Source organism: Janthinobacterium sp. GW822-FHT07H11, from assembly GCF_058798615.1.
Map to the genome: position 1 here is coordinate 691628 of NZ_CM179507.1, position 17614 is coordinate 709241.

16 protein-coding genes and 1 riboswitch are annotated in these 17614 nt (G+C 63.7%); of the genes, 4 read left to right on the forward strand and 12 right to left on the reverse strand.

Annotation, left to right across the window (positions count from 1 at the left end):
- Positions 1-25: 25 nt before the first annotated feature.
- Positions 26-2275 carry a patatin-like phospholipase family protein gene (locus AC3RCJ_RS03075; protein WP_492956962.1) on the forward strand — a complete coding sequence of 750 codons (2250 nt, stop codon included), beginning with the start codon at positions 26-28 and terminating at the stop codon, positions 2273-2275.
- On the opposite strand, the gene AC3RCJ_RS03080 is transcribed toward AC3RCJ_RS03075, so the two are convergent.
- Positions 2248-3033, reverse strand: coding sequence for a helix-turn-helix domain-containing protein (locus AC3RCJ_RS03080; protein ID WP_492956961.1), 786 nt, complete (start codon positions 3031-3033; stop codon positions 2248-2250). The two genes, AC3RCJ_RS03075 and AC3RCJ_RS03080, sit on opposite strands and share 28 nt — an antisense overlap.
- Before the next feature lie 168 nt (positions 3034-3201).
- On the opposite strand from AC3RCJ_RS03080, the gene AC3RCJ_RS03085 reads away from it, so the two are divergent.
- Positions 3202-3816 carry an outer membrane protein gene (locus AC3RCJ_RS03085; protein ID WP_492956960.1) on the forward strand — a complete coding sequence of 205 codons (615 nt, stop codon included), beginning with the start codon at positions 3202-3204 and terminating at the stop codon, positions 3814-3816.
- A gap of 152 nt (positions 3817-3968) precedes the next feature.
- Here AC3RCJ_RS03085 and AC3RCJ_RS03090 read toward each other — a convergent pair whose 3' ends face one another.
- The 8 genes from AC3RCJ_RS03090 to AC3RCJ_RS03125 all read right to left on the reverse strand — a co-directional run bounded on the left by AC3RCJ_RS03090 (position 3969) and on the right by AC3RCJ_RS03125 (position 11478).
- Entirely contained in the window at positions 3969-4163 is a 195-nt protein-coding gene (locus AC3RCJ_RS03090; protein WP_492956959.1) for a hypothetical protein, read from the reverse strand.
- Positions 4164-4181: 18 nt separating this feature from the next.
- Positions 4182-5534, reverse strand: coding sequence for an ATP-dependent protease ATPase subunit HslU (gene hslU / locus AC3RCJ_RS03095; protein WP_492956958.1), 1353 nt, complete (start codon positions 5532-5534; stop codon positions 4182-4184).
- 136 nt (positions 5535-5670) lie between these two features.
- Positions 5671-6207 (reverse strand): ATP-dependent protease subunit HslV, encoded by a 537-nt coding sequence (gene hslV, locus AC3RCJ_RS03100; protein ID WP_010394217.1) that lies wholly within the window; start codon positions 6205-6207, stop codon positions 5671-5673.
- Positions 6208-6428: 221 nt separating this feature from the next.
- Positions 6429-6881 carry an RNA polymerase-binding protein DksA gene (gene dksA / locus AC3RCJ_RS03105; protein WP_492956957.1) on the reverse strand — a complete coding sequence of 151 codons (453 nt, stop codon included), beginning with the start codon at positions 6879-6881 and terminating at the stop codon, positions 6429-6431.
- Positions 6882-7360: 479 nt separating this feature from the next.
- The gene (locus tag AC3RCJ_RS03110) at positions 7361-8467 is read right to left on the reverse strand and encodes a CobW family GTP-binding protein (RefSeq protein WP_492956956.1); all 1107 of its coding nucleotides are present in this window, start codon (positions 8465-8467) and stop codon (positions 7361-7363) included.
- Positions 8468-8605: 138 nt separating this feature from the next.
- Positions 8606-9553: a tyrosine recombinase XerC gene (locus tag AC3RCJ_RS03115; protein WP_492956955.1), complete on the reverse strand. Its 948-nt coding sequence runs from the start codon at positions 9551-9553 to the stop codon at positions 8606-8608.
- Positions 9554-9560: 7 nt separating this feature from the next.
- On the reverse strand, positions 9561-10238 hold the full coding sequence (locus AC3RCJ_RS03120; RefSeq protein WP_492956954.1) for a DUF484 family protein: 678 nt from the start codon (positions 10236-10238) through the stop codon (positions 9561-9563).
- Between the two features lie 157 nt (positions 10239-10395).
- The gene (locus AC3RCJ_RS03125; protein ID WP_492956953.1) at positions 10396-11478 is read right to left on the reverse strand and encodes a porin; all 1083 of its coding nucleotides are present in this window, start codon (positions 11476-11478) and stop codon (positions 10396-10398) included.
- Between the two features lie 443 nt (positions 11479-11921).
- On the opposite strand from AC3RCJ_RS03125, the gene AC3RCJ_RS03130 reads away from it, so the two are divergent.
- Positions 11922-13415 (forward strand): tetratricopeptide repeat protein, encoded by a 1494-nt coding sequence (locus AC3RCJ_RS03130; RefSeq protein WP_492956952.1) that lies wholly within the window; start codon positions 11922-11924, stop codon positions 13413-13415.
- 11 nt (positions 13416-13426) lie between these two features.
- On the opposite strand, the gene dapF is transcribed toward AC3RCJ_RS03130, so the two are convergent.
- Genes dapF through AC3RCJ_RS03145 form a run of 3 tightly spaced genes read right to left on the reverse strand, consistent with a single transcriptional unit; the run spans position 13427 to position 16046 of the window.
- Complete coding sequence (gene dapF, locus AC3RCJ_RS03135; protein ID WP_492956951.1) at positions 13427-14290, reverse strand: diaminopimelate epimerase; 864 nt, start codon at positions 14288-14290, stop codon at positions 13427-13429.
- 11 nt (positions 14291-14301) lie between these two features.
- On the reverse strand, positions 14302-15180 hold the full coding sequence (locus AC3RCJ_RS03140) for an LpxL/LpxP family acyltransferase (protein WP_492956950.1): 879 nt from the start codon (positions 15178-15180) through the stop codon (positions 14302-14304).
- On the reverse strand, positions 15177-16046 hold the full coding sequence (locus AC3RCJ_RS03145) for a lysophospholipid acyltransferase family protein (protein WP_492956949.1): 870 nt from the start codon (positions 16044-16046) through the stop codon (positions 15177-15179). The genes AC3RCJ_RS03140 and AC3RCJ_RS03145 overlap by 4 nt, the downstream gene beginning before the upstream one ends.
- A gap of 187 nt (positions 16047-16233) precedes the next feature.
- Between AC3RCJ_RS03145 and metK the strand changes: the two genes are divergently transcribed.
- Positions 16234-17400: a methionine adenosyltransferase gene (metK, locus tag AC3RCJ_RS03150; protein WP_034783537.1), complete on the forward strand. Its 1167-nt coding sequence runs from the start codon at positions 16234-16236 to the stop codon at positions 17398-17400.
- A 132-nt stretch (positions 17401-17532) separates the two neighbouring features.
- A riboswitch (S-adenosyl-L-homocysteine riboswitch) is annotated at positions 17533-17601 on the forward strand.
- Positions 17602-17614 lie beyond the last annotated feature (13 nt).

Here is a 17614-nt window from a genome sequence, read left to right on the forward strand (position 1 = left end):
TGCCGCCATCGCCCCAGGAGTCTTCATGTTCTCGATCCGTGCCGTCCTGGCGGGCTGCGTGGCGGCGCTGTGCGCCTTGCCGCAAGCCGCCGTCGCTGACGTTCCCGTCGTCACGCCCCTCCCTGTTTCCGCCCCAGCGGTTCCCGCGCCCGCGCGTCCGCGCATCGCGCTGGTGCTGTCGGGCGGCGGCGCGCGCGGCCTCGCGCATATCGGCGTCTTGAAAGTGCTGCAGGAACTGCATGTGCCGATCGACATGGTGGTGGGCACCAGCATGGGCGGCGTGGTGGGCGGCGCGTATGCGGCCGGCGCTTCCGTGGCGGACCTGGAAAAGATGGCGCGCGAAACGAACTGGGCGCGCGTGGTGGCGGACCGGCCGCCGCGCGACGAACTGGCGTTCCGCCGCCGCGAGGAAGATTTATTGCTGCCGTCGCGCATCGAGTTCGGCACCAGCCGCAACGGCATTTCCACGCCGCCGGCCGCGGCCAGCAATGCGGCGCTGGAAATGGCCTTGAACCGGCTGCTGCCGGCCGGCATGCGCGACCGTCCCGCCAGCCAGCTGCCGCTGCCTTTCCGCTCGGTGGCCTCGGACCTGGTCAATGGCGAGCTGGTGGAGCTGGTCGATACGCCCCTGTTCCTGTCGATGCGCGCCTCGCTGGCCGTGCCGGGCGTGTTTGCGCCCGTGCGCGTGAACAACCGCCTGGTGGTCGACGGGGGCCTGGTGCGCAACCTGCCCGTCGACATGGCGCGCGCCATGGGCGCCGACATCATCATCGCCGTCAATGTGGGCACGCCGCTGGCGCCGGAAAAAGAGCTGGGCAGCGCCATCGGCGTGGCGCAGCAGATGCTGCAGATCCTCACCGAGCAGAACGTGCAGCGCTCGCTCAAGGAAATGCAGGCGCAGGATATCCTGGTGGCGCCGGACCTGACGGGCGTCAGCTTCCTCGACTTCGAAAACTATGCGCGCGCCATGCGCGCCGGCGAGCAGGCGGCGCAGGCCCTGGCCGCCCGCCTGGCGCCGCTGGCCCTGTCGCCGGAACAGTACGCGGCGCGCGAACAGCTGCGCCTGGCGGCGCCGGCCCTGCTGGACGTGGCCTTGCCGCTCACGCGCCTGGCCGTGGAGAGCGAGGGCGATATCAATCCGCGCATCCTGCAGGCGCAATCGGGCCTGCAGGAGGGGCAGAGCGTGAGCCAGGAAGACGTGCTCAAGGCGGCGGCCAGGCTGTATGGCCGTGGCGACGTGGCGCGCGTGGAAACGGAAGTGGTCGATGCCGGCGACCAGCGCGCCGTCACCATCAAGGCCGTCGAAGCGCCGTGGGCCAGCAGCCGTCTGCGCGTGGGCCTGGAAATGGCCAGCGATTTCAGGGACAGCAATACCTTTGCCCTGAAGCTGCTGCATGTGCGCTCGAATCTGAACAGCTGGGGCGGCGAATTGCGCAGCATGGTGCAGATCGGCACCGCGCGCAATTTCGGGGTGCAGTACTGGCAGCCGCTGGGCGCCGGCAACCCGTGGTATATCGCGCCATCGCTGCAGTACACTTCCCAGGCGGTCGACCTGTTCGACAAGGGCCGGCGCAATGCGCGCGTCGCTTACAGCGGCCAGGGCGCCAGCCTGGTGCTGGGGCGCCAGTTCGGTTACTGGGGCGATCTGCAGTTCGGCATCACGCGCAGCGAAGTCCAGGCCGACATCAGCATCCCCGCCGACCCGACCTACCCCAAGGAGCGGGCGCTGGGCACCAACCAGTTCGTCCAGTTCCGCGTCGACACGCTCGACTCGCCCGGCTTCCCCACGCGCGGCGTGCTGTTCGACGCCACCTGGACGCGCTCCGCGACCACCGGCACGGGTGAATCGGGCCTGGGGCGTTCCGCCGTCACGGGCCTGAAGGCTTTCGGCAGCGGCAACTGGGCCGGCCACGTGTACGGCGAATGGGCGCGCGCCCAGCGCGGCGAGGCGCCGCTCAGCCTGGGGGGCTTCTTGCGCCTGTCCGGCACGCAGTTCGAATCGGTGACGGGGCGCAGCGTGGCCCTGGCGCGCTTCGTGATGGCGCGCCGCATCGCTTCCCTGCCCAGCACCCTGGGCGGCGCCGTGCGGGCCGGGTTTTCGCTGGAAATGGGCGGCGGCTTCGATCAGAGCGAGCGCTGGAAGGCCAGCAAGTTTACGCAGGCCAGCAGTGCCTTCATCTCCGTCGATACGCGTTTCGGCCCCGTGTACGTGGCCTCGGGCGCGTCGAAGGGCGGCGAGAGCACGCTCTATCTGTTCCTGGGACCGGTCTGGTAAGGCGCCGCCGGGGCGGCCGAGGCCGTGCCGCGGCGCAGGGCCGTGAAAGCGGCAAATTCCCATGAGCGAAACCCCAGCAGCAGGGTAAAGCCGTCGCGCTCGGCGGGTGCCAGGCGCCGGTCGTTCTGGTGCAGGCGCGCCAGTTCCTCGGCCAGCTGGCGGATCTTCTGCACCAGCTCCTGTGCGCTCGACAGCGACAAGCGCGCCGGGATGCACATCAGGGTTTCGCCGGCGCCGTCAAAATGCCCGCTGAAATAATCGGCCACCACGTGTTCGCGGAAGTACTGCTGCACCGGGCCGTCGGCCAGCCAGTGGAAGGCGTTCGAGACGCGCAGGCTGTAGCGGTTCAGGGGCTTGAGTTCGATCAAGCCCAGGCGGTCCAGCTCGGCCAGGCAGACTATGCACTCGGCCTGCGTCAGCGCATACGTTTCCACCACCTGCTCCAGGCTCCAGTGGCCGAGGCAGCAGATCGCCACCAGCAGCAGGCGCGGATGCGCCACCAGCGACTTTTCCTGCACCAGGGTGAGCGTGTCGGCATGCGGCGTGATGTCGGCCGCGCCGCGCAGCACGTCTTCCATGGCGATGCCGGAAGCCTTGCAGATCAGGGCCAGGCGCGACAGCGACATGTCGTGCTGGCCAAACATGCGCTTGACGCTCGATTCGCTCATGGCGATGCGCTCGGCCAATACCTTATAAGTGATGCCGGCGGCGCGCAATTGGGTGCGCAGCACGCGTAAAACCAGTTCAGGCGAACTCACGATATATCCCTTTTTACAAGTCTGGTAGCGGATGACGGTACCGAATGTAGCCCTTAATGGCACTTTGCACAAGGTGATAGTACTTTGTGGCAAAAAAGATGACACTCCCGCTTGTGGCTCGCGCAGCGCGCTACAACCAGGCAATCCATCCACTTGTAGAGGTTATCCATGTTCCCATCTTTCCGTTTTTCCGCCGCGCTGCTGGCGCTGGCCAGCATCGCTCCCCTCCACGCTTCGGCGGCCGAAGCTGAACCGGGTCCCGTCTACGCGGGCGCCAGCTATGGCTTTCGCGCCAGTAGCGGCCTCGATTGCGTGTCCGGCCAGCGCGAGTGCGACAAAAGCAGCAAGCGCAATGGCAAGGCCTACGTGGGCTACAGTTTCGACGCGCTGCCGTTTCAGGGCGGCGTGGCCCTGCCTTCGATTGAGCTGGTGGGGTATCTGGGCGGCGAAGTCAAGTCCGGCTTCGATACCGGTGCGGGCAAAGTCGCCGGGCGCGGCAAGTTCACGGGCGCCGGCGTGCAGGGCGTGCTCGGCTACCAGTTCGACGCCTTCACCCTGAGCGGCCGCGCCGGCGTGGCCTACACGCAGGGCAAGGTCGACTACCTGGGCGGCGGTTCGGACAAGAAGAACAAGGCTGGCCTGATCTATGGTGTCGGTGCCGCGTATGCGCTGAACAAGAATTGGTCGCTGCACCTCGACTGGGACCGCGTGCCGGTCAAGTACAACAGCAAGCAGGACACCAAGGTCGACATGTTTTCGCTGGGCGCGTCCTACCGTTTCTAAGGGGATGCCGCCGCGGCAGAGAGTGGCCTGATGGCGGACGCCCCGGAACGGGGTGTCCGCGGGCGGCCTGAAATGCCCATGGCGGCGTTGCACGGCCTCGCCGTATTGCTCATACTGTCTTCGTCCATGCGCCTGGCCATGGACATTTCCGATCAGTCTTTGACGTCTACCTTCAGCAGCAATTTCGCCAGCAGGCGTTTTTCCTGCTGGCGCTGGCCGGAGACGGTCTTCCCGTGCGCCCCGGCGGCGCGCTGCAGGGCGGCAGTGGCGACCGGGTTGCGCGGTTTTTGCGAGGGTTCGACGCGGAACTGCATTTTCTGCCGCGTCGCCAATGCCTTGTTTGCCATCGGTTTCCCCCTTGCTTGCTACAGCACGTAGCGCGACAGGTCTTCGTTGACCGACAGCGCTTCCAGGCGTTCGTTGACGTAGGCGGCATCGATCACCAGCAGGTTTTCCGTCGTGCTGCTGCCTTCGCTGGCCGTAAACGACACTTCTTCCAGCAGTTTTTCCATCACCGTGTGCAGCCGGCGCGCGCCGATGTTTTCCGTGCGCTCGTTGACCGAATAGGCGATTTCCGCCAGGCGCGTGATGCCTTCCGGGGCGAATTGCAGTTTCAGGTTTTCCGTCGCCAGCAGGGCTTCGTACTGCATCGTCAGGCAGGCGTCGGTGCTCGTCAAAATGCGCTCGAAGTCCGAAATCGACAGCGATTCCAGTTCCACGCGGATGGGGAAACGCCCCTGCAGCTCGGGAATCAGGTCCGACGGCTTGGCCAGGTGGAAGGCGCCCGAGGCGATGAACAGGATGTGATCGGTGCGGATCATGCCATATTTCGTGTTGACGGTCGTGCCTTCGACCAGCGGCAGCAGGTCGCGCTGCACGCCGGCGCGCGAGACGTCGGCGCCGCCGGACTCCGAGCGCGAGGCGATCTTGTCGATCTCGTCGAGGAAGACGATGCCGTTCTGCTCGACGTTCTGGATGGCCTTCTGTTTCAGCTCATCCTCGTTGACCAGCTTGGCCGCTTCTTCCTCGACCAGCAATTTGAGCGCTTCGCGGATCTTGACCTTGCGCGCCTTCTTGCGCTGCCCGCCCACGCCCGAGAACATGGACTTGATCTGCTCCGTCATTTCTTCCATGCCCGGCGGCGCCATGATTTCCATTTGCGGGCCCGCCTCGGCCAGTTCCAGCTCGATTTCCTTGTCATCGAGCTCGCCCTGGCGCAAGCGCTTGCGGAAGGTCTGGCGCGTGCTGTCGCCGCTGCCCGTGTCCACGGCCGCCGGCGTGTTCGGCGTGAAGCCGAAGTCGCGCGCCGGCGGCACGAGGATGTCGATGATGCGGTCTTCGGCCGCGTCTTCGGCGCGCGCGCGCACTTTCTTCATTTCCAGCGCGCGCGTCTGCTTGATGCCGATGTCGATCAGGTCGCGGATGATGGTGTCGACGTCGCGGCCCACATAACCGACTTCGGTAAACTTGGTCGCTTCGATCTTGATGAACGGCGCCTCGGCCAGCTTGGCCAGGCGGCGCGCGATTTCCGTCTTGCCGACGCCCGTGGGGCCGATCATGAGGATGTTCTTGGGCGTGATTTCATGGCGCAGGGGCTCGGCCACCTGCTGGCGGCGCCAGCGGTTGCGCAGGGCGATGGCGACGGCGCGCTTGGCCTTGGCCTGGCCCACCACGTGCTTGTCGAGTTCGGTAACGATTTCCGACGGGGTCATGTTCATGATCATAGGTGGCTTTCTATCTTTCTTTTGCGTAGAGTGCCCGAAAAACGTTCAGGGCAAGGCGCTTGGCCGCAGGCAGTACGTTTTTGTACGCCCAGGCCAGGCAACGCAGCCATGGGCGTTTTCTCGGGGACTCTTAGTCCAAGGTTTCGATGATGTGTGACATATTGGTATAAATGCACAGCTCGGCGGCGATGGTCAGCGATTTCTTGACCACCTCGGCCGGCGACAAGTCCGTGTTTTCCTGCAGCGCCTTGGCGGCCGACTGGGCGTAGGTGCCGCCCGAGCCGATGGCGCCGATGCCGTCTTCCGGCTCCAGCACATCGCCATTGCCCGTGATGACCAGGGTCGACTCGCTGTCGGCCACCAGCAGCATCGCTTCCAGGCGGCGCAGCACGCGGTCGGTGCGCCAGTCCTTGGCCAATTCCACTGAGGCGCGCAGCAGGTTGCCCTGGTGTTTTTCCAGCTTGCCTTCGAAACGGTCGAGCAGGGTGAAGGCGTCGGCCGTGCCGCCGGCAAAGCCCACCAGGACCTTGCCTTGGTACAACTTACGCACCTTGCGGGCCGTGCCCTTCATGACAATGTTGCCGAGCGTTACTTGTCCATCGCCGCCCAGGGCGACCTGCTTGCCGCGCCGGACGCAGAGGATGGTGGTGCCGTGAAATTGTTCCATAGTGACCTCAAAAGATTCGTGCCGATGCGTGCAGCGTCATGCGCCTGCGCGCCCATGGCTCAAAAGTGGGGATGGAAAAGGCAATTGCAAGCGGCACTTGCCGCGGCCGCGCCTGCTTCAGTGTAGCCGGCGCGGGACGAAAAAAAAGCACGCAAGCGAAGTTGTGTGCTTTTTTATCGCCATCGCGGGGCCGCCGGGGCGGCCGCGCAAGGGGAGGGGGATCAGTCGCCGTACAGTTTTTGCTTCAGTTCGCGCCGTTGCTGGGCTTCCAGCGACAGGGTGGCGGTTGGACGGGCGATCAGGCGCGGGATGCCGATAGGCTCGCCCGTTTCTTCGCACCAGCCATAGTCGCCGGCGTCGATGCTGGCGATCGATTGCTGTACTTTTTTCAGCAATTTGCGTTCGCGGTCGCGCGTGCGCAGTTCCAGCGCATGCTCTTCCTCGATGGTGGCGCGGTCGGCAGGGTCCGGTACCAGCACGGTTTCACGCAAGTGTTCCGTGGTTTCGCCCGCGTTTTTCAGCAGGTCTTTTTCCAGCTGCTGCAGGCGCGCCTTGAAGAATGCCAGCTGCGCCGGATTCATATAGTCATCTTCGCCCATGGCGCGAATTTGCTCTTCGCTGATGAGAGGGATGTCTTGGTTGGCGGCCGGGGTCGATTTATTAGTTTTGGTCATAACTTCGCTTACCTTCGATACGACAGAGTTTTCAAATTGATCAGTTGATGCGGCGGTGCCGAGCAACTGTACAGGTTCCGCTTGGCATTGCTGTCCCGCTGTACTGCGTGCGACCTTGGCTGGCCGGCGGAAGCCAGGACTACCGGCCGGATGTGGTGCCATGTTGATAACTTTTTACCGCTCTATGCCAGTCGCGCTCGCGGCGTCGACCTGCGTGTTGGGTGGATCGCTTGCATGCCTGGCATGCGGCCAGCGGCAGTTTGCCAGCATTTCATGACAGGCGAACGACATGGGCCGTTTTCGTCGCTGATTTTGGCACGCTTTGCTTTATATTGCCATCCCGATTTGTTGACTAGCCGATCAGAGGCGGCCACTTGTTGGTTTATGCCAGCAAGATTGTCATCAGACAGCGGGAAAGCGCGCTTAACTTTCCCTTTTGTTTCATGTCTGCAACGGGTTCCTTGCAAAACCCGGCTAGTTTATACCAAACATTGTTCGAGTCCGCGAATAAAAATGTCTTTTGGTAGATTCTTGCCAATAAACACCATTTTGCTGCCGCGTACCTCGTTTTCGCCCCATTTGGCGCCCAGGTCGCTGCCCATCAGCTGGTGCACGCCCTGGAACACGACCTTGCGCTCGGCGCCCTGCATCAGCAGCACGCCCTTGTAGCGCAGCATGCGCGGACCGTACACCTGCACCAGGCCGCCGAGGAACTCGTCGAGCTTGGCGCTGTCGAACGGTTGCGTACTCTTGAACACAAAGGCGGCGATGTCGTCGCTGTGCTGCGCATGGTGGTGGTCCGCGTGGCCGCAATCGGTGGCGCAGGCGTCGCTGTGCTCATGCGCGTGTTCATGCTGGTGTGCATGGGTGTGGTCGTGGCCGTGCGCATCGTCGTGCGCCTTGTCGTGGTCATGCACGTGCGCCGTTTCCGTGGCCAGGAAATCCGGGTCCAGTTCCAGTTTTTCATTCAGGTTGAAGCCGCGGATGTCGAGCACCTCGGCCAGCGGCGCGCGGCCGAAATCGACCTTGGCGATGGGCGCGCGCGGATTGATGCGCTTCAGGCGGCGCGTCAGCACGGCCACCTCGTCTTCACTGACGAGGTCGGTTTTTGACAGCAGCAGCTTGTCGGCGAAGCCCACTTGCCGCTGCGCCTCTTCGTACTCGTCGAGTTGCTTCATGGCATGGCGTGCATCGACCACGGTGAGGATGGCGTCGAGCATGTAGTGGCTGCCCACTTCTTCGTCGACAAAGAAGGTTTGCGCCACGGGGCCGGGATTGGCCAGGCCCGTCGTTTCGATGACGACGCGGTCGAACGCCAGCAGGCCGGCGTCGCGCTTGCGCGCCAGTTCCGTCAAGCCCACGATCAGGTCGCCGCGCACGGTGCAGCAGATGCAGCCATTGTTCATCTCGATGATGTGCTCGTTGCTATCCTGTACCAGGATGTCATTGTCGATGTTTTCCTGGCCAAACTCGTTCTCGATCACGGCGATGCGCATGCCATGGTCTTCCTGCAGTATGCGGTTGAGCAGGGTGGTCTTGCCGGCGCCGAGGAAGCCGGTGAGGATGGTGGTGGGAATCAGTGCCATGGGAATGCCTATGCTGTAGTCGGTGGTGCTGCCGCGCAAGCGGGCGAATCCGGACGATTATGCCGGAATTTTGCAAATGCTTGCAAATGCGCGCCGATCCGCTTGATATGGATCAGGCCGGCCAACTGGCGCGGCTGTCTACTTGAACTTGGCGCGCGGGTGGGCCTGGTCGTACACATGCGCCAGGTGCTGGAAATCGAGGGCCGTGTAGACCTGGGTCGAGGTGATGCTGGAGTGGCCCAGCATTTCCTGCACGGCGCGCAAGTCGCCCGACGATTGCAGCAGGTGCGAGGCAAACGAGTGGCGCAGCACATGCGGGTGTACGTTGGCGGGAATTTCCGTGGCCAGCGCATGCGCCTTCAGGCGCAGCTGCAGCACGCGGGGCGAGATGCGCGTGCCGCGCGTGCTTAAAAACAAGGCAGCGCTGCCATCGGCCGCCGGCGGGCGCACGGCCAGCCAGGCAGTCAAGGCCACGAGGGCCGCCTTGCCGACAGGCACCTTGCGCATCTTGCTGCCCTTGCCCGTGACGATGACTTCGAAGCTGGCCATGTCGAGCCAGCCCAGCGAGGCGGGCTGGCCGTTCTCGGCCTTGCAGTAATGGGTGTCCAGGCTGGTCAGTTCGGAGACGCGCAAGCCGCTCGAGTACAGCAGCTCGAACATGGCGCGGTTGCACAGCTGTTCCGGCTCGGCGGCGCCCTGCTGGTGTTGCGCCGGTGCCACGAGGCGGACGGCATCGTCCACCGACAGGGCTTTTGGCAAGGTCTTGGCCCGTTTCGGCGCGCGGATGCCGTCGACGGGGTTGGCGTCGAGTGCCGTTTCACCGCTGAGCCAGTTGAAAAAGCCGCGCCAGGACGACAGCTTGCGCGCGATCGAGCGCGGGTCGAGGCCGCCAGCGTGCAGCTTGGCCGTGTAGCGACGTACTTCGTTGTGGGCAAGAACGGTCCAGGGCGTATTGCCGCTCAGTTCCAGCAGTTCGCGCAGGTCGCGTCCGTAGGCCGCGACCGTGTGCGGCGACAGCTTGCGCTGCGTGGCCAGCTGCGCCAGGTAGGCGTCCAGCCATTCGGCCTTGCCGCGCGCCTCGCCCATGGCCGGCTCAGGCCGGCGTGCCGGCACGCAGCGCGGCCAGCGCGGCGCTGGCCGTGGCGCCGATATGCACGAGGAAGTCGGTACCCATGCTGGAGGTAAAGCGTTCGCTGTCGGGCGAGCCGAGCACCAGCAAGCCGAAGGTGCCCGTGGTGCCCGGAGCGCGCAGGGCGATCATGACGGTCGAGTCGATTTTATCCGCCTGCAGCCAGTGCACGGCTTCGAAATCGCGGTTGCTGCCGCAGTACGGCGCCTGCAGGCTGTTGGCGAACATGCGCACGTCGGCCGTGACGTCTTCCGTGAACCAGCCATTGGCGTGCTCGGGCGCCAGTTGCCACAGGCGCAGGCTGACATACGGTACATTGAAATTGCTTTGCAGCGCATCGACCAGCACGCGCGGCATGCTGGCAACGTCGCGCACTTGCAGCATGGCCTGGTTCCAGCCATGGAATTTATTGGCGATATCGCCATTTTCCTCGGCCACGCGGCTCAGATTGGACATGCGCAATTCCAGCGCCTTGTATTTGTCGCGCATCACTTCCATCTGCCGCTCCTGCAGCGAGATGGTGCGTCCCGTCAGCGGGCTGCTCAGCTTGACCTCACCGAGCAGAGCGGTATGCTCTTCGAAGAAATTCGGGTGGTCGCTCAGGTACTGGGCGACGGTGCTGGAGTCGAGGGTGGCGGTCATTGATGGATTCGGTCAGTAGAAAGGTGAACGCCTGATTCTAACCGAGAGTGCGCTGCAAGGCGGAGCAAAAGCGTGCGCCCATGAAAAAAGCGGCATGGTTGCCCATGCCGCCTTGCATTCCTTGCTCAGCAATCACCCGCGGAGGGTGAGCGGGGCCTTAGAAATTGTGGTGTACGCCGATGCCCACGTAGTTGGTGGTGGTCGATGCATTGTAGTTGTTCGTGTTGGCCGCTTTTTTGTTCGAAATGTCTGCGTAGACATACGTGCGTTTCGACAGATTGTAATCGTAGCCCAGCGAAGCTTGCTTGGTCTTGACCGTGCCATCCGGCGTTTTCTGGCCGTAGCCGGCGCGGATCTTGCCTGGGCCGACGTCATAGTTGGCGCCGATCAGCCATGCCTTGGTATCGGTATTGATGATCTTGTAGTTGCCATCATCCTGATGCTGATACGACGCCATCAGTTTCAATTCGGCGATCGGATTGAACGATGCGGCAACCGACCACAGCTTGGCTTGCACGCCGTTGCGCTCGTAGGCGGCCATGGCGGCAAACTGGGCGTTGGTATAGGTGGCCGATACCGAGTATGGATTCGACGCTGGCACCGCGTTTGCCGGCACGGCATAGTTGCCGCTTGGATTCGTACGTATGGCCACGTTAGCAGGCGTTGGCTGGTTTAAGCCGATGCCGCCGAAGCCATTGGCTTCCTTGGCCGCGACGGTGGCGTTGAACTGGAAGCCGCCGATGACGGGCGAGTTGTAGAACACGGCGTTCGAGAAGCGGTTACGCGAGTTGCCGGCTGCGCTCAGCGGATCGCTGGTGTAACCGGCGACCGTGATGTCGGTCTGGAAACCGGCTTGCGTAGGCATGCCCGACCATGGTTCGAACGCGGTGCTCGATTCCTGGAAGGCGGTCAGGCCACGGCCCAGGCGCACGGTACCGAAGTCGCCTTGCAGGCCGACGCGGCTTTGGCCCTGGAACAGCGGACGGGTGTTGTTTTCCAGCGTGCCGGTGTCGGATTCATAGCGAATTTCCAGTTGGAAAATAGCTTTCAAGCCATTGCCCAGATCTTCCGTGCCCTTGAAACCCAGCTTGTTGTTGTCGCGCTTGGTGACCTTGGTGGTGTCACCAGTCGCTTTGCCCAGACCGGCATCGACCGTGCCGTAGATTTGGACGGACGACTGCGCTTGTGCGGTTGCGGCAAATGCGCCGAAGAGTGCGAGGGCAACGAGTGATTTTTTCATGTCTTATTCCCTATTAAAAGTGAGTTCCGTCAGAGATCCGAGCAGATTGAAAGGCGCCAATTGCCGCGTTTCGATGAATGAACCTTAATTCGTCGGCGCGCCAGGCGTGCGGGATTGGTCAAATATGCGTGAAAAGATTGGTGGAAAGCGCGATAAATCCGTGGCCCTGTTGTATTTTTGTAACGCGGACTTTCTTCCCCCGATGGCAACGACGATGCACTTTCCGCCTCTCCTTCCCCGTACGCGACGAGGAATATTGGCGCGGTATCGGCAAGGCATTGTTGCGTTTGATCAAGTTCCTGAGCCACCTTTGGCGGTTTTATGGTGCAGGGACGGTACACTATGGGACGGCTTGCACCGAGATGGACACCCTTGCGGGATGGACGCCGCTGCGAACCTGGAGACCCATACTATTAGAATCATTGACTCAATATCGAGAATCGATGGCAAATCGCGAAATACTAGGATTGATCAAGGGCGCGCGCGCGGGCGACGTGGCTTGCCAGCTGGCGCTGGGACGGGTGTACCTGTTCGGCCATGGCGTGCCGCAGAGCTTGCCGACCGCCCTGCATTGGCTGGCGCGGGCAGCGCAGGAAGACAGCGAGGAAGCCTGTATGCTGATCGGCATGCATGTGCCTTTCGAGGTGGCGCAGCCCGCTGCCAAGGCGCTGATCCCGTATTACGAGCAGGCGTTCGATGCGGGCCTGGAACAGGCCGGGCTGGTAATGGCCCAACTGGTGCTGGGCAATACGGGCAACAGCTGCGAAACCTTGCGCGCCAAGGCCAGGCTGGCGCTGGAGGCGGCGGCGCGTGCCGGCCTGCCCGATGCGCAATGGCTGCTGTCGCGGCAGGAGGGATGGTCCGCCGCGGCGGAGCCGGTTGATGCGCAAGCCGCGGCGGGCGGCATGCCGCCCCTGTATGCGTGGCTGGAACAGGCATGGGCGACGGGCGACCATGCCGGGTATTTGTCGCACGGCCTGCCGCTGGCGCGCGAACTGTTGCAGCGCCAGGCAGCCAATGGTGCGCGCACCATCGCTCTCGACGCGCAGCAGGTCATGCTGCTGTCGCGTTGTGCCCAGGCACTGGCGCCTGCCGGAGGCGCCGAAGGCTGGCAATGCTGTGAATTGGCGGCGCATGGCGGCGACCGCACGGCGCAACTGGAGCTGGGGCTCGGCTATGCACGCATGGATGCGCATGGCCAGCGCTTGGCCGCGCGCAATGGCGCCGCCAACTTCAAGCGTGCCGTGCGCTGGCTGACGCAGGCGGGCGAACAGGGCCTGGCCGAAGCCTGGTTCGTGCTGTCGCGTATTTATACCAAACCTGAATTTTCCCAGCGCAATGTGGTGGAAGCCCATTCCTGCCTGGAGCGGGCGGCCGATCTCGGCCATGGTCCGGCCCAGCTCGAGTGCGGCATGCATGCGTGGCGTAACCGCCGCGAAGGCATCAATAGCGACGTGCGCGCCGCCTACTGGCTGTTGCAGGCGCAGGCGCAAGGCAGTCCCGAAGCGGAGGCGGTGCTGGCGAAGATTGCGCCGCGCGGCGAACCCTGCGACTGGGGCCAGTGGGCGGCCGCGCAAGCGGGAGCGCTGCTGCGCCAACTGGACCAGAATCATCCCTTGCTGGCGGCACGGCTGGAACTGGCGCGCTGTTTCCACCTGTCGCGTGCCGAGGCGCTGCTGCTCGATGTGCCTGCGGCAGACCAGGGGCACTGCTTGCTGATCGATATCAGTGCCACGCATGGCCGCGGCAAACGGCGGCTGGTGCTGATCCGCACGGCGCAGGAACGGCAAGTGCTTGACCAGGTGGTGCGCCTGTTCGAACGCGTCGATTGCAGCGTGGCTGGTCCGGAAGGCAACTATCGGCAACGCCTGTACCGCCTGAAGTGCTACCTGGCCGAACTCGGCGTGCCGCAGGAACAGCAGTTCCTGGCGGCCTGAGCTTCACCGGCTTACAGCTCGATCGTGCCTTCGAACACTGTCACGGCCGGGCCCGTCATCAGCACGGGCTGGCCTTCGCCTTGCCAGGCGATCGACAGTTCGCCGCCGCGCGCGCTGATGCGCACGGGCGAATCGAGCAAGCCGCGGCGTATGCCGGCCACGGCGGCGGCGCAGGCGCCCGTGCCGCAGGCCAGGGTTTCGCCCGCGCCCCGTTCATACACGCGCAGCTTGACATGGTGGCGGTCCAGCACCTGCATGTAGCCGGCGTTGACCCTGCGCGGAAAGCGCGCGTGGCGTTCGATCAGCGGTCCCGACGCTTCCAGGTCTTGCGCATCGACATCGTCCACCACCTGCACGGCATGCGGATTGCCCATCGAGACGACGGACACCAGCACCGTGGCGGCCTGGCCCGGCAGTGCCAGGTCCAGCGGCCACACGGTGTCGCCGCCTTCGGCCACGCCGGCCAGGCCGCTGGCGTCGAATGGCACCAGTTGCGGTTCCAGCACGGGCGCGCCCATGTCGACCGTGATGCTGCCGTCCGCCTCCAGGCGCGGCGAGATGATGCCTGCCATGGTTTCCACGCTGATGGCGGCCTGGTCCGACAAGCCTTTTTCGCTGACGAACTTGACGAAGGCGCGCGCGCCGTTGCCGCATTGCTCCACTTCGCCGCCATCGTTGTTATAGATACGGTAGCGGAAGTCGCAGCCGGGCAGGCGCGCCTTTTCCACCACGAGGATCTGGTCGGCGCCGATGCCGAAACGGCGGTCGGCCAGGCGCTGCCACTGGGCCGGCGTGAAATCGATATGCTGGTTGATGGCGTCGATGACGATGAAATCGTTGCCGGCGCCATGCATCTTGGTAAAGTGGAGTTTCATGCTTTGCCGTATCACTTGTGCTGGTTGGAATAGAACGACGCTTCGCCCTGCGGGCGCGTCTTGAAGCGCTTGTGCGTCCAGAAATACTCGGCCGGTGCTTCACGCACGCGTTCCTCGATGAATTCGTTCATGCGGCGCGTGGCGGCCGTGATGTCGTCGCCCGGATAATCGTCCCAGGCCGGGTAATAGGTCACCTTCCAGCCCTGGTAGTTGGGCAAAAAGGTGGCGATGACGGGAATCACCTGCGCCCTGGCAGCCAGCGCCAGGCGCGCCGTGGCCGTCAGGGTGGCGGCCGGCACGCCGAAGAAGGGCACGAATTCCGCATCCTTTTCGCCGAAATCCATGTCCGGCAGCATAAAGTAGGGCAAGCCGTCGCGCAGCGCGCGCAGAATCGTCTTGATGCCATCCTGGCGCGTAAACAGCTTGGGCGGCTTGAAGCGCGAACGGCCGTTGCGCAAGGCCTGGTCGAAGGCGGGGCTTTTTTGCTGCACGTACATCGACGAGGCGGAGATTTCCATGGCCGTGGCGGCGCCGGCCACGTCGAGGCAGACGAAGTGCGGGCACAGCAAAATGGTGGGCCTGGCCGCGATCTGCTGGCCCGGGAAGGCGGGCACTTTTTTGATCAGGCGGTTCAATCGCGCTTCGGACGCCCACCACAGGATGCCGCGTTCCCACACGCTGCGCGAATACGCCTGGAAATGCTGGCGCGCCAGGGCCACGCGTTGCTGTTCCGTCAGTTCCGGCATGCACAGGCGCAGATTCGTCAGGGCGATGTCGCGCCGCTTGCGCATGACGATGAACAGCACGCTGCCCACGCCCACGCCGAAGCGGCCGAGGATGGGCAAGGGCAACCAGTGCAGCAGCCACATGAAGGCGATCAGCAGTCTCATGCCTGCTCCCCGGCAGCCTCGGGCGTGGCCGGCGTGGGCGGCGGCGCGCCGCGCGGCACCTTGTAGCGGTTGTAGCTCCACAGGTATTGCGCCGGGCTGCGCGCGATCAGTTGTTCCATGGCCGCGTTGATGGTGCGCGCCTGTTCGGCCGAGGTGCTGGCTAGCGACGCGGTGAACGGCACGAAGTGGACAACGTAGCCGCGCCCGCCCGGCAGGCGCTCGGCGTAGGTGATGATGACTTCGGCGCCGCCCATCTGCGCCAGCTTGGCGGGCAGGGTCATGGTGTAGGCGGGACGGCCGAAGAAATCGGCCCACACGCCTTCGCCTTCCTGCGGCACCTGGTCTGGCAGCAGGCCGATCGGTTGTCCCTTTTTCAGGCATTTGGCGAAGATGCGCACGCCCGACATATTGGCCGGCGCCAGCATCAGGTTTTCGCGCGCGCGGGCGCCTTCGATCAGCGGTTTCAGGGCGGCGCGCTTGGGCGGACGGTACATCACGGTGAGCGGCGTGCGCAACGCGATCTGCTGGGCGACGATTTCAAAGCAGCCCAGGTGCGGTGTCAGGAAGACAATGCCGCGGCCGTGCTGCAGCGCCTTTTCCACCAGTTCCCAGTTTTCCACGGTGGCATGGCGCGCCACGCGCTCGGCCGGCGCGCACCAGATGAAGGGCAGTTCCAGCACGCTCTTGCCCGCTTCGGCCACGGCCGCGTGCAAGTGTTGCGAAAACCCCGCACCCTGCATGTTCTCGCGCATGCGGCGCCGGTAGGACGGGGAAATGGCGTAAATCACCCAGCCGAGCGCAGCGCCCAGGCCGTGCAGGACGGGCAACGGGAAGATGGATAAGAAGCGGAAAATAGGGACTAGCATGAATGATCAGTTTCGACGAATGGCGTGTTGCAGTGCCAAAATTTTTTAAGAAGCGTAAAATACCACGTTGTAGTGCCCGCTGAGTTAATAGACAACTTGCGAAGCGGAATATAAATATCGCTAAAGCGTCGCAGGCAAATTCCTCTTTACTGCGACAGAACATTCACATAGTAAACAGGAGCTTGCAATGTCAAACGACTATCTCTTCACTTCCGAATCCGTCTCGGAAGGCCATCCCGACAAGGTTGCCGATCAAATTTCCGACGCCATCCTTGACGCCATCCTGACCCAGGACCCAGCAGCCCGCGTGGCTGCCGAAACCCTGTGCAACACCGGCCTGGTGGTGCTGGCTGGCGAAATTACCACGCACGCCAATGTGGATTATATTCAAGTTGCGCGCGAGACCATCAAACGCATCGGTTACGACAATACCGAGTATGGCATCGATTACAAGGGTTGCGCCGTGCTGGTGGCCTACGACAAGCAGTCGCCGGACATCGCGCAAGGCGTCGATGAAGGCGCGGGGATTGACCTGGATCAAGGCGCTGGCGACCAGGGCCTGATGTTCGGCTACGCCTGCGATGAAACGGCCGAGCTGATGCCCGCCGCCATCCACTACGCGCACCGCCTGGTCGAGCGCCAGTCGCAGCTGCGCAAGGATGGCCGTTTGCCTTGGCTGCGTCCGGATGCCAAATCGCAAGTGACCCTGCGCTACGTCGATGGCCGTCCCGTCGGCGTGCACACGGTGGTGCTGTCGACCCAGCATGCGCCGGAAATCTCGCACAAGCAGATCGAAGAAGCCGTCATCGAAGAAATCATCAAGCCCATCCTGCCGCGCGAATGGCTGACGGAGACCAAATTCCTCGTCAACCCGACGGGCCGTTTCGTCATCGGCGGTCCGCAAGGCGATTGCGGCTTGACCGGGCGCAAGATCATCGTCGACACCTACGGTGGCGCGGCCCCGCACGGCGGCGGCGCGTTCTCGGGCAAGGACCCGTCGAAAGTCGACCGTTCGGCAGCCTACGCGGCCCGCTACGTGGCGAAAAACATCGTCGCCGCCGGCCTGGCGCGCCAATGCCAGGTGCAGGTCAGCTACGCCATCGGCGTGGCCAAGCCGATCAACATCACCGTCTACACGGAAGGCACGGGCGTGATTCCCGACGCGGAAATCGCCAAGCTGGTGCTGGCACACTTTGATTTGCGTCCGAAGGGCATCGTGCAAATGCTGGACCTGCTGCGCCCGATCTACCAGAAGAGCGCGGCCTACGGCCATTTCGGCCGCGAAGAGCCGGAATTCACGTGGGAGCGCACCGACAAGGTCGCCCTGCTGCGCGACGCCGCCGGCCTGAAGTAATCGAGCCAGCTTGCTCAATGAGCGCCCCGGCCAACTGGCCGCGGGCGCTTTTTTCATGGCCGGCTGGATGTTGTAACGTAGCAAGTATGGCGAATTTGGCTGGCGCAGCGGCCTTGACGCTGTTAAAATCCACTGTCCGAGGAGCGTTGCGACGAAGAAATTCGCCAGGCTCGGAATATCCTGCAACCGCGCTCACGTACCTTTTTCAACTGAA

Bases quoted from the DNA above. Each gene is read 5' to 3' on its own strand.
- AC3RCJ_RS03075 (WP_492956962.1), top strand. From the start codon at position 26: ATGTTCTCGATCCGTGCCGTCCTGGCGGGCTGCGTGGCGGCGCTGTGC.
- AC3RCJ_RS03085 (WP_492956960.1), top strand. From the start codon at position 3,202: ATGTTCCCATCTTTCCGTTTTTCCGCCGCGCTGCTGGCGCTGGCCAGC.
- AC3RCJ_RS03090 (WP_492956959.1), bottom strand. From the start codon at position 4,163: ATGGCAAACAAGGCATTGGCGACGCGGCAGAAAATGCAGTTCCGCGTC.
- hslU (WP_492956958.1), bottom strand. From the start codon at position 5,534: ATGAACATGACCCCGTCGGAAATCGTTACCGAACTCGACAAGCACGTG.
- hslV (WP_010394217.1), bottom strand. From the start codon at position 6,207: ATGGAACAATTTCACGGCACCACCATCCTCTGCGTCCGGCGCGGCAAG.
- dksA (WP_492956957.1), bottom strand. From the start codon at position 6,881: ATGACCAAAACTAATAAATCGACCCCGGCCGCCAACCAAGACATCCCT.
- AC3RCJ_RS03110 (WP_492956956.1), bottom strand. From the start codon at position 8,467: ATGGCACTGATTCCCACCACCATCCTCACCGGCTTCCTCGGCGCCGGC.
- AC3RCJ_RS03115 (WP_492956955.1), bottom strand. From the start codon at position 9,553: ATGGGCGAGGCGCGCGGCAAGGCCGAATGGCTGGACGCCTACCTGGCG.
- AC3RCJ_RS03120 (WP_492956954.1), bottom strand. From the start codon at position 10,238: ATGACCGCCACCCTCGACTCCAGCACCGTCGCCCAGTACCTGAGCGAC.
- AC3RCJ_RS03125 (WP_492956953.1), bottom strand. From the start codon at position 11,478: ATGAAAAAATCACTCGTTGCCCTCGCACTCTTCGGCGCATTTGCCGCA.
- AC3RCJ_RS03130 (WP_492956952.1), top strand. From the start codon at position 11,922: ATGGCAAATCGCGAAATACTAGGATTGATCAAGGGCGCGCGCGCGGGC.
- dapF (WP_492956951.1), bottom strand. From the start codon at position 14,290: ATGAAACTCCACTTTACCAAGATGCATGGCGCCGGCAACGATTTCATC.
- AC3RCJ_RS03140 (WP_492956950.1), bottom strand. From the start codon at position 15,180: ATGAGACTGCTGATCGCCTTCATGTGGCTGCTGCACTGGTTGCCCTTG.
- AC3RCJ_RS03145 (WP_492956949.1), bottom strand. From the start codon at position 16,046: ATGCTAGTCCCTATTTTCCGCTTCTTATCCATCTTCCCGTTGCCCGTC.
- metK (WP_034783537.1), top strand. From the start codon at position 16,234: ATGTCAAACGACTATCTCTTCACTTCCGAATCCGTCTCGGAAGGCCAT.